This window comes from Rhodopseudomonas telluris (genome assembly GCF_042432815.1).
In the GTDB taxonomy this organism is placed as follows: domain Bacteria; phylum Pseudomonadota; class Alphaproteobacteria; order Rhizobiales; family Xanthobacteraceae; genus Rhodopseudomonas; species Rhodopseudomonas telluris.
Genome location: NZ_JBHLWM010000001.1, coordinates 783,337 through 793,298, shown reverse-complemented (window position 1 = coordinate 793,298; position 9,962 = coordinate 783,337). Strand labels below are relative to the sequence as shown.

The window sequence follows — 9,962 nt, the reverse complement described above, 5'->3', positions numbered from 1 at the left end:
CTCCCACTCCGGGCCCGGACGCATCGGCCGACGCCGCTTCACAGCTTCGTCCGCAGACGCACATTCCGCCGCCGCGGCAAATCATCTAATCCTACAGTTCCATCGTTCGGGGGCGGTCGATGTCGCTGCTACGTCTCTATACCCGCGTGCTCCGCCTGCTTGGCAAGGAGGTCCGGCTCGGCTGGGCGCTCGCTGTCGCCAACCTGCTGCTGGCCGTCGCGCAATTCGCCGAGCCGGTGCTGTTCGGCCGGATCGTCGACGTGATGAGCGGCAACCTCGCGACCGGCGCGCTGGTGCCGGAGGCGCGGTCGCCCTGGCCGCTGCTCGCCGCCTGGGCGTCGTTCGGCCTGTTCACCATCATCTGCTCGGCCGTGGTGGCGCTGCAGGCCGACCGTCTGGCGCATCGCCAGCGCCAGGTGATCCTCACCAGCTATTTCGAGCACATCCTGCAACTGCCGCTGACCTTCCATACCGGTACCCATTCGGGCCGGCTGATGAAGGTGATGCTGCAGGGCACCGACGCGCTGTGGCGCGTCTGGCTCGGCTTCTTCCGCGAGCACTTCGCCGCGGTGCTGTCGCTGCTCGTGCTGCTGCCGCTGTCGCTGTATATCAACTGGCGTCTGGCGGTGCTGCTGTTCGTGCTGTGCGGCGTGTTCACGGTGCTGACGACGCTGGTCGTGCACAAGACCTACGGCATGCAGAACGAGGTCGAGGAGCAGTACAGCGATCTGTCAGCCCGCGCCTCCGATGCGCTCGGCAACGTCGCGCTGGTGCAGAGCTTCGTGCGGATCGACGCCGAGGTGCAGGGGCTGCGCTTCGTCGCCGACAAGCTGCTCGCCGCGCAGATGCCGGTGCTGTCGTGGTGGGCGCTGGTCACCGTGATCACCCGCGCCTCCACCACCATCACCGTGCTGGCAATCTTCGCGCTCGGCATCTGGCTCAATCAGCAGGGCCTCACCAGCGTCGGCGAGATCGTGATGTTCGTGTCGTTCGCGACGCTGCTGATCCAGCGGCTCGAACAGGTGGTGAGCTTCATCAACAGCCTGATGATGGAAGCGCCGCGGCTGCAGGAGTTCATCACCGTGTTCGACGCCGTGCCGGCGGTCCGCGACAGGCCCGACGCGATCGATCCGGGCCGCGTCACGGGCCTGGTCGAATTCGACAAGGTCTCGTTCTCCTACGATGGCAAACGCCCGGCGATCGAAGACCTGACGCTGACCGCGCTGCCGGGTCAGACGATTGCGCTGGTCGGCGCCACCGGCGCCGGCAAGTCCACCGCCATCGCGCTGCTGCATCGCGCGTTCGATCCACAGTCCGGCACGGTCAAGATCGACGGCATGGACGTGCGCGGCCTGACGCTGGCGGGGCTTCGCCGCAACATCGGCGTGGTGTTCCAGGAGGCGCTGCTGTTCAACCGCTCGATCGCCGACAATCTGCGCGTCGGCAAGCCGGACGCCACCGACGCCGAGCTGCGCCAGGCAGCGGAGCGCGCGCAAGCGCTGCAGTTCATCGAGCGCAGCGAGCGCGGCTTCGACACCAATGCGGGCGAGCGCGGCCGGATGCTGTCCGGCGGCGAACGGCAGCGGCTGTCGATCGCCCGCGCCCTGCTCAAGGACCCGCCGATCCTGATCCTGGACGAAGCCACCTCGGCGCTCGATGCCGTAACCGAGGCCAAGGTCAATCTCGCGCTCGACGAGCTGATGAAGGGCCGCACCACCTTCGTCATCGCCCACCGGCTCTCGACCATCCGCCATGCGACGCGCATTCTCGTGTTCGACAACGGCAAGGTGATCGAAAGCGGAACCTTCGATGAACTGGTTGCGCAACGCGGCCATTTCGCCGAGCTCGCCCGCGCGCAGTTCATGGTCCAGGAGGACGCGCGGGCCGCCGTCGCAACCGCCACCAGCGACAACGCCGCCCAGCTCTGAGCACCGCCGAATTTCGGCCCCTTTCATCCCCGATTAACCGCCTCCTAGCTCTGTTCGACGAGCACAAGCCGGTATAGGGTCGGGTCTGCTGGGCCATCGCCTGAACCCGAACGTCAACCCGTAAAGACTCCGCCCGCCTTGGGACGGATCTCAAAGGACCGGAATCGGATAGTGCCTTTCTTCACCGCGCAGCCTCGCAGATCATCGCTGTTTTGGATCCTCTTCGCCGCCCTGCTCGGGTTGACGGCTCTGCCGCGGCTGGCCTCCGCCGAAGCGCTGCTGCTGATCGAAGCCGACACCGGCAAGGTGCTGCAGGCGGAGAACGCCACCTATCCGTGGTACCCGGCCTCGGTCACCAAGATCATGACCGCCTACGTCACGCTGAAGGCGGTGAAGGAAGGCCGGCTGACGCTCGACTCGCTGCTCACGGTTTCGCCGGTCGCGGCGGCGCAGTCGCCGTCGAAGATGGGCTTCAGCCCGGGCACCCAGCTCACCGTCGACAACGCCCTGAAGATGATGATGGTGAAGTCGGCCAACGACATGGCGGTGGTGCTGGCCGAAGGCGTCGGCGGCTCGATCGACGGCTTCTCCGAGATGATGAACGCGACCGCCCAACGCCTCGGGATGACGCAGACCCACTACGTCAATCCGAACGGACTGCCGGCCGACGGCCAGGTCACCTCCGCGCGAGACCTCGCCATCCTGGCCCGCGCGGTGATCCGCGATCTGCCGGAGTACGAGTACTTCGTCCACATTCCGGCGATCCGTTTCGGCAAGCGCGTCACCTACAATTTCAACAAGCTGATCGGCCGTTATCCGGGCGCCGACGGCTTCAAGACCGGTTTCATCTGCGCCTCCGGTTACAATCTCGTCGCCAGCGCGACTCGAAATGGCCGGCGGTTGATCGCCGTCGTGCTCGGCGCCAATTCCGGTCAGGACCGCGCCGTAAAAGCGGCCCAGCTGCTGGAGCGCGGCTTCTCCGCCAACACGCTCGCCTGGCTGACGCCGTCGCTCGGCACCGTGGACAATCTGGCGCCGATCGACGCCACCCCGCCGAACCTGCGCGACGAGATGTGCGGCCCGAAGCGCAAGCGCCCGGCCAGCGACGAGGACGAGCAGGTCGCCGGCGTGATCGCCGCGGGCGAAACCGCGCTGTCGATGTTCTCGCCGCCCGCGCTCCGCCCGGTCGACATGATCGCCGCCGCTCCCGCGCCGACCGAACCGGTCATCGTCTACACCGGCCCGACCCGAACCGGCGCAGCGCTGATCGCCGCGACGGCCCACGACGCCGATCGGCAGGCCGCCGAAGGCAAAAAGAAGAAGACCGCCAAGAAGAAGGGTACCAAGCCCGCGGCGGAAGCCAAGGAAGCCGCCGCCAGCGAGAAATCGAACGGCCGGACTTCGGTGACGATTGATACCACCAAGCCAAAGGCGACCGCGGCGAAGCCGACGGCCGCGAAGCCTGCATCTCCCAAGCACGCCAGCACCAAACCGGAGGCCGGCGCCGACAAGCCAGCCGCCAAGCCCAAGCCCAAGGCGGCCGCGAAACCCGCGGCGAATGCCAGCAGCGAGGCCAAGCCCGGCACGTGAGCGGCGTGCATCGGCCACGGTCCTCCAGTGTTAACTTAGCTTGACGGCCGGCAGCATGCGGCGGCCGGTCAGCTTGCGTTCGTCGGCGGCTTCCCCCAATACTCGCTCAGTAGTATTCGGCTGACATTCGACAGCTCGACTTGCCGCGCCTTTCGGCCAATTCGCCGCGGCAGGGCGATGTGCGACAATCAATAACGCGGGGCTTCGCGCTCCCGGCGATGTGAGGAAAACACCATGGAGCGGATCTGGCTCAAGCACTACCCGCCGGGCGCGCCGGCTGACATCGACGTGACGCGCTATCCGTCGCTGGTCGAGCTGTTCGAAGAGAGCTTCAAGAGCTTCGGCGACCGCAAAGCCTTCATCTGCATGGACAAGGCCATCACCTATCGCGAGCTCGACGAGATGTCGGTCGCGCTAGGGGCCTATCTGCATGGCAAGGGTCTGCAGAAGGGCGCGCGCGTCGCGCTGATGATGCCCAACGTGCTGCAATATCCGGTGGCGATCGCCGCCGTGCTGCGCGCCGGCTTTGCCGTCGTCAACGTCAACCCGCTGTATACGCCGCGCGAGCTCGAGCATCAGCTCAAGGACTCGGGCGCCGAAGCCATCATCGTGCTGGAGAATTTCGCCAACACGGTTGCGCAGGTGATCGGCAGGACCTCGGTGAAACACGTCATCGTCGCCACCATGGGCGACCTGCTCGGCTTCAAGGGCGTCATCGTCAATCTGGTGGTCCGCAAGGTCAAGAAGATGGTGCCGGCCTTCTCGCTGCCGGGCGCCGTCAGCTACAACGACGCGGTCGCGGCCGGTCGCAACCAGAAGTTCACCAAGCCGGCGATCGGGCCGAACGACGTCGCGTTCCTGCAATACACCGGCGGCACGACCGGCGTGTCCAAGGGCGCCACGCTGCTGCACAGCAACGTCGTCGCCAACGTGCTGCAGAACGACGCCTGGTTGCAGCCGGCGCTGGACAAGCCGCCGAAGGTCGATCAGCTCTTCATCGTCTGCGCGCTGCCGCTGTATCACATCTTCGCGCTGACGGCCTGCTACCTGCTCGGCCTGCGCGCCGGCGGCGTCAATCTGCTGATCCCGAATCCGCGCGATATGCCCGGGTTCATCAAGGAACTGTCGAAGTACCAGGTCAACAGCTTCCCCGCCGTCAATACGCTGTACAACGGCCTGCTGCATTCGCCGGGCTTCGACAAGCTGGACTTCTCCAAGCTGAAGATCTCCAACGGCGGCGGCATGGCAGTGCAGCGGCCGGTCGCGGAATCCTGGCTGAAGATGACCGGCTGCCCGATCGCCGAAGGCTATGGCTTGTCGGAAACTGCGCCGGTGCTGACCTGTAACCCGGCGACGGTCACCGAATTCAACGGCACGATCGGCATTCCGGTGCCCTCGACCTATCTGTCGATCCGCGACGACGAGGGCAAGGAAGTGCCGTTCGGCACCGCCGGCGAAATCTGCGCCAAGGGCCCGCAAGTGATGGCCGGCTATTGGAATCGCCCGGACGAGACCGCGCTGGTGATGACCGCCGACGGATATTTCCGCACCGGCGACGTCGGCATCATGAGCCCGGACGGCTTCACCAAGATCGTCGACCGCAAGAAGGATATGATCCTGGTTTCGGGCTTCAACGTCTACCCGAACGAAGTCGAGGAAGTGATCGCCAGCCATCCCGGCGTGCTGGAATGCGCCGTGATCGGCATTCCCGACCAGCGGACCGGCGAGGCCGTGAAGGCGTTCGTGGTCAAGAAGGACCCGGACGTCACGGCCGAGGACATCATCAAGTTCTGTCACACCGAGCTGACGAACTACAAGGTGCCGCGCCACATCGAATTCCGCACCACGCTGCCGAAGACCAATGTCGGCAAGATCCTCCGCCGCGAACTGCGCGACGAGAAGAAGGGCCAGGCTGCAGCGTGACTGCTGCCTCGCAACCGTCATTCCGGGTTCGCTCACTGCGCGAGCGCCCCGGAATGACTGCATTTGAGGCTGTACTCCTTCGCAAGACGACGAAGGCTCAGGGCAAGTCTGAGCCAGCCCGCACGCGTCCCAATGTTGTCAGTGTCATGCCCGCAGGCTAGAACCGGTCGCACCTATTCAGGGAGAGACCGCAGATGACCATCAAGGTTGGCGACAAATTGCCGAGCGCGACGTTTCGCGTCATGACCGAGGACGGGGTTCAGTCCAAGAGCACCGACGACATCTTCAAGGGTAAGAAGGTCGCGCTGTTCGCGGTGCCCGGCGCTTACACCGGAACCTGCCACAAGATGCACCTGCCCAGCATCTTCCTCAACGCCTATGCGATCAAGGACAAGGGCGTCGACAGCATCGCCATCGTCTCGGTCAACGACGCCTTCGTGATGAACGCCTGGAAGCGCGACACCGACCAGCGCGACGAAGCGATCTTCCTCGCCGACGGCAACGCCGAGTTCACCAAGGCGATCGGCATGGAAATGGACGGCTCGGGCTTCGGCCTCGGCACGCGTTCGCTGCGCTATTCGATGCTGGTGGACGACGGCGTCGTCAAGCAGCTCAACCTCGAGCCGAATCCCGGCAAGGTCGAAGTCTCCGGCGGCGACACGCTGCTCGGGCAGCTGTGAACTGAATTAACTACACGAAGTTCGTCATCCTGAGGTGCGCGCGCTCTCGCGCGCGCCTCGAAGGATGAGCCGCGGGCACTCATGTCAGTCATCCTTCGAGGCTCGCTGCGCTCGCACCTCAGGATGACGGCGAACTACTTCACTCGCGCCTTCATCCGGTTTTCCGCCAGCCCATCCCGCGCCAATTGATCGGCGCGTTCGTTTTCGGCGTGGCCGGCGTGGCCTTTGACCCAGTGCCAGCGAACGGTGTGGCTCTTCAGCGCGGCGTCGAGGCGCTGCCAGAGATCGACGTTCTTGACCGGCTTCTTGTCGGCGGTCTTCCAGCCGTTGCGCTTCCAGTTGTGGATCCAGCTGCCGATGCCGTTCTTGACGTATTGGCTGTCGGTATAGAGAGCCACCGTGCACGGCTTCTTCAGCGCTTCGAGCGCCGAGATCGCCGCCAGCAGCTCCATGCGATTGTTTGTCGTTTGCGGCTCGCCGCCTTTGAGCTCTTTTTCGACGTCGCCGAATTTCAGGATGGCCCCCCACCCCCCGGGGCCGGGGTTGCCGGAGCAGGCGCCGTCGGTGTGGATGATGACCGGCTTCGCCTCGTCGCTCACGCCACCGCTCCCGCAGCTTCGACACCATAATCGCGGATGGTGGCGACAGTTTGCTGGAAGCGCAGCTTGCGGACGTATTCCAGCGGATCCTTCGGCTTGACCAGCGCGCCTTCCGGCACGTCGAGATAGTCCACCAGCCGGGTCAGCAGGAAACGCATCGCCGCGCCGCGCGCCAGCAGCGGCAGCGCCGCCTGCTCGGCTTCGCTCAGCGGCCGGGCGCGCTGATAGGCGCTGAGCAGCGCCCGCGCCTTGGTGGCATTGAAGGCGAGATCCGGCTCGAAGCACCAGGCGTTCAGGCAGATCGCCACGTCGTAGGCCAGGATGTCGTTGCAGGCGAACGGGAAGTCGATCAGGCCCGACAGGGTGTCGCCGATGAAGAACACGTTGTCGGGAAACAGATCGGCATGGATCACGCCGGTCGGCAGTTGCTGCGGCCAGCAGCCTTCGAGATGCGCCAGCTCGGCGGCGATGAAGTCGCGCAGGCCGGGCTGAATCTCGTCGGCGCGCGAGGCCGCCATGTTGAACAGCGGCCGCCAGCCGCCGACCGACAGCGGGTTGCTGCGATAGTGCGGGAAATCCAGGCCGGCGAGATGCATCCGGGCCAGCGCCTCGCCGACGCCGGCGCAGTGCACGACGCCGGGGCGGCGCGGCCAGACGCCTTCGAGGAAATTGATCACCACCGCCGGGCGGCCCGACAGCGTGCCGCAGATCGTGCCGTCGCGGGTCTTGGCCGGCTGCGGGCAGCTGACGCCGCGCGCGGCCAGATGCGCCATCAGCGCCAGGAAGTACGGCAGGTCGTCTTCGGCGACGCGCTTTTCGTACAGCGTCAGGATGAAGCTGCCGCGGGTGGTGTGCAGCAGGAAGTTGGTATTCTCGACGCCCTCGGCGATGCCCTTGTAGGACAACAGGTCGCCGAGATCGTAGGGCGCCAGAAATGCGGCAAGGTCGTCGGCGGCGACGTCGGTATAGACCGCCATGGCGTGTCCCGGTGAGCGAGGAATCGTGGCGGCTTGGTAGACCAATGCGGCCGGCAATGAAAGGGCGGGCCCAGGCGGCCGGCCCCTTCCCCACCGCTACTCGGCGGCGGCGTCCGGGCGCAGCACGCGCGGCAGCGGGAAGAACTCGTTCTCCTCCGCGGCCGACACCGTCTCGACGCTGAGTTCGAAACGCTCGGCGAAGGCGCCCATGATCTCCTCGACGATCACCTCGGGGGCCGAGGCGCCCGCGGTGAGGCCGAGGCTGGTGATGCCCTCGAACTGCGCCCAGTCGATGTCGGAGGCGCGCTGCGCCAGCACCGACACCTTGCAGCCCTCGCGCTCGGCGACCTCACGCAGCCGCTGCGAGTTCGACGAATTCGGCGCGCCGACCACGATCATGGCATCGACCACCGGCGCCACCTTCTTCACCGCCGCCTGGCGGTTGGTGGTGGCGTAGCAGATGTCTTCCTTGTGCGGCCCGGAGATGTTCGGAAAGCGATCGCGCAGGATCGCCACGATACCGGCGGTATCGTCGATCGACAGCGTGGTCTGGGTCACAAAGGCGAGATTGTTCGGATCCTTGGGGGTGAAGCTGGCGGCGTCGGCCGCCGTCTCGATCAGCGTCACCGCGCCGGGCGGCAGCTGGCCGAGCGTGCCGACCACTTCCGGATGATGCGAATGGCCGATCAGCAGGATCTCGCGGCCGCGCTTGAAGTGGATCGCCGCCTCGCGGTGCACCTTGGTGACCAGCGGGCAGGTCGCATCGACCGAGAAGAAATTGCGCTTGATGGCGTCTTCGGGAACCGATTTCGGCACGCCGTGGGCGGAGAACACCACCGGGGCGGATGTGGCCGGAATTTCCTCCAGTTCCTCGACGAAAATCGCGCCCTTGGCGCGCAGGCTGTCGACCACGTATTTATTGTGGACGATCTCGTGCCGGACATAGACCGGGGCACCGTACAGCGCCAGCGCACGCTCGACGGTGTCGATCGCCCGCACCACCCCGGCGCAGAAACCGCGCGGTGAGCAGAGCACGATCTTCAGAGGCGGTTTGGCCAGCATTTTACGCGATCCGGGAAGCTTGCCCACATGCCGCCGGCGGCGGCCACCCGGCAACACCTCGTGGCGTTGCGAGTGTTTCGTCTTGGTCAAGGAATTGGGACGGCATTGCGGTCCTGTCAAGGCCGTTGGCGCCAGCACTTTAGCAGGACCATTGCGCGTATCGCCTCAGGCAGCATATATAAGCGCCAATTCCCGTCATCGCCGATGACCCGCCTTGCCTCAGAAGTCCCAGGGGCAAGGGACAAAGGAGATTTGCCATGAGCAACGCACCGCTGATGCCGAAGGCCACCGCCGTCTGGCTGCTCGACAACACGGCGTTGTCGTTCGACCAGGTCGCCGACTTCACCAAGATGCACCCGCTGGAGATCCAGGCGATCGCCGACGGCGACGCCGCCCAGGGCATCAAGGGCATGGACCCGATTTCGACCGGCCAGCTCACCCGCGACGAGATCGAAAAGGGCGAGAAGGACCCGGACCACCGCCTCAAGCTCGCCGAGAGCAAGGTCGTGCTGCCGCAGGCCGCCAAGAAGAAGGGCCCGCGCTACACCCCGGTGTCGCGCCGCCACGAGCGCCCGAGCGCGATCCTTTGGCTGGTCCGCAATCATCCGGAACTCAAGGACGCGCAGATCATGCGCCTGGTCGGCACCACCAAGACCACGATCGCCTCGGTGCGCGACCGTACCCACTGGAACGCCGCGACCCTGACCCCGATGGATCCGGTGACGCTCGGCCTGTGCTCGCAGCTCGACCTCGACTTCGAGGTGCAGCGCGCCGCCAAGGAGAAGCCGACCGACACGCAGTACGGCGGCGCCACCCTGCTGCCGGCCTCCGAGACCACCCGCAAGGACGAGTACGAGCCCTCCTCCGGCAAGAGCGAGGACGACCTCAACGTCGACGCCGTGTTCGCCAAGCTCAAGACCATCGGCGGCAAGAAGCACGACGACGAGGACGAAGAAGGCTTCTGAGCCGGCGCAGCGGGCGCGCCTCCCACCCTCGTCATCGCCCGCACCACCCACCCACGTCATCGCCCGGCTCGACCGGGCGACCCAGTATCCCAGGGCGTCCGCGGCTGAACGCGAAGCCTCTGGAATACTGGATCCTCCGCTGTCGCGGAGGATGACGAACAGAGAGCAAGGCCGCGCCCCATTCGTAGGATGGGGCGAGCGCAGCGAAACCCGTCGCTGCCCGGCGCAGCGCGCGCCT

Annotated in this window: 8 protein-coding genes; 5 read left to right on the top strand and 3 right to left on the bottom strand. The window is 65.9% G+C overall.

Annotated features, from left to right (window positions below):
• Nucleotides 1–119: 119 nt before the first annotated feature.
• The 4 genes from ACFFJ6_RS03610 to ACFFJ6_RS03595 all read left to right on the top strand — a co-directional run bounded on the left by ACFFJ6_RS03610 (nt 120) and on the right by ACFFJ6_RS03595 (nt 6,121).
• Nucleotides 120–1,928, top strand: a complete 1,809-nt coding sequence (locus ACFFJ6_RS03610; RefSeq protein WP_378384448.1) for a glucan ABC transporter ATP-binding protein/ permease — start codon at nt 120–122, stop codon at nt 1,926–1,928.
• A 171-nt stretch (nt 1,929–2,099) separates the two neighbouring features.
• Nucleotides 2,100–3,518 (top strand): D-alanyl-D-alanine carboxypeptidase family protein, encoded by a 1,419-nt coding sequence (locus ACFFJ6_RS03605; RefSeq protein WP_378384446.1) that lies wholly within the window; start codon nt 2,100–2,102, stop codon nt 3,516–3,518.
• A 234-nt stretch (nt 3,519–3,752) separates the two neighbouring features.
• Nucleotides 3,753–5,441, top strand: a complete 1,689-nt coding sequence (locus tag ACFFJ6_RS03600) for a long-chain fatty acid--CoA ligase (protein ID WP_378384444.1) — start codon at nt 3,753–3,755, stop codon at nt 5,439–5,441.
• Nucleotides 5,442–5,635: 194 nt separating this feature from the next.
• Nucleotides 5,636–6,121 carry a peroxiredoxin gene (locus ACFFJ6_RS03595; RefSeq protein WP_378384442.1) on the top strand — a complete coding sequence of 162 codons (486 nt, stop codon included), beginning with the start codon at nt 5,636–5,638 and terminating at the stop codon, nt 6,119–6,121.
• A 134-nt stretch (nt 6,122–6,255) separates the two neighbouring features.
• Here the strand turns inward: ACFFJ6_RS03595 and rnhA are convergent, their stop codons facing one another.
• The 3 genes from rnhA to ispH all read right to left on the bottom strand — a co-directional run bounded on the left by rnhA (nt 6,256) and on the right by ispH (nt 8,759).
• Complete coding sequence (rnhA, locus tag ACFFJ6_RS03590) at nt 6,256–6,720, bottom strand: ribonuclease HI (RefSeq protein WP_378384440.1); 465 nt, start codon at nt 6,718–6,720, stop codon at nt 6,256–6,258.
• Nucleotides 6,717–7,697 (bottom strand): homoserine kinase, encoded by a 981-nt coding sequence (locus tag ACFFJ6_RS03585; RefSeq protein WP_378384438.1) that lies wholly within the window; start codon nt 7,695–7,697, stop codon nt 6,717–6,719. Before ACFFJ6_RS03585 ends, rnhA begins: the two co-directional genes overlap by 4 nt.
• Before the next feature lie 96 nt (nt 7,698–7,793).
• Nucleotides 7,794–8,759, bottom strand: a complete 966-nt coding sequence (gene ispH / locus ACFFJ6_RS03580; protein ID WP_378384436.1) for a 4-hydroxy-3-methylbut-2-enyl diphosphate reductase — start codon at nt 8,757–8,759, stop codon at nt 7,794–7,796.
• A 257-nt stretch (nt 8,760–9,016) separates the two neighbouring features.
• Here ispH and ACFFJ6_RS03575 point away from each other — a divergent pair, with 257 nt between their 5' ends.
• Entirely contained in the window at nt 9,017–9,724 is a 708-nt protein-coding gene (locus tag ACFFJ6_RS03575; RefSeq protein WP_378384434.1) for a DUF1013 domain-containing protein, read from the top strand.
• Nucleotides 9,725–9,962 lie beyond the last annotated feature (238 nt).

Bases quoted from the DNA above. Each gene is read 5' to 3' on its own strand.
- ACFFJ6_RS03575 (WP_378384434.1), top strand. From the start codon at position 9,017: ATGAGCAACGCACCGCTGATGCCGAAGGCCACCGCCGTCTGGCTGCTC.
- ACFFJ6_RS03585 (WP_378384438.1), bottom strand. From the start codon at position 7,697: ATGGCGGTCTATACCGACGTCGCCGCCGACGACCTTGCCGCATTTCTG.
- ACFFJ6_RS03610 (WP_378384448.1), top strand. From the start codon at position 120: ATGTCGCTGCTACGTCTCTATACCCGCGTGCTCCGCCTGCTTGGCAAG.
- ACFFJ6_RS03595 (WP_378384442.1), top strand. From the start codon at position 5,636: ATGACCATCAAGGTTGGCGACAAATTGCCGAGCGCGACGTTTCGCGTC.
- ispH (WP_378384436.1), bottom strand. From the start codon at position 8,759: ATGCTGGCCAAACCGCCTCTGAAGATCGTGCTCTGCTCACCGCGCGGT.
- ACFFJ6_RS03600 (WP_378384444.1), top strand. From the start codon at position 3,753: ATGGAGCGGATCTGGCTCAAGCACTACCCGCCGGGCGCGCCGGCTGAC.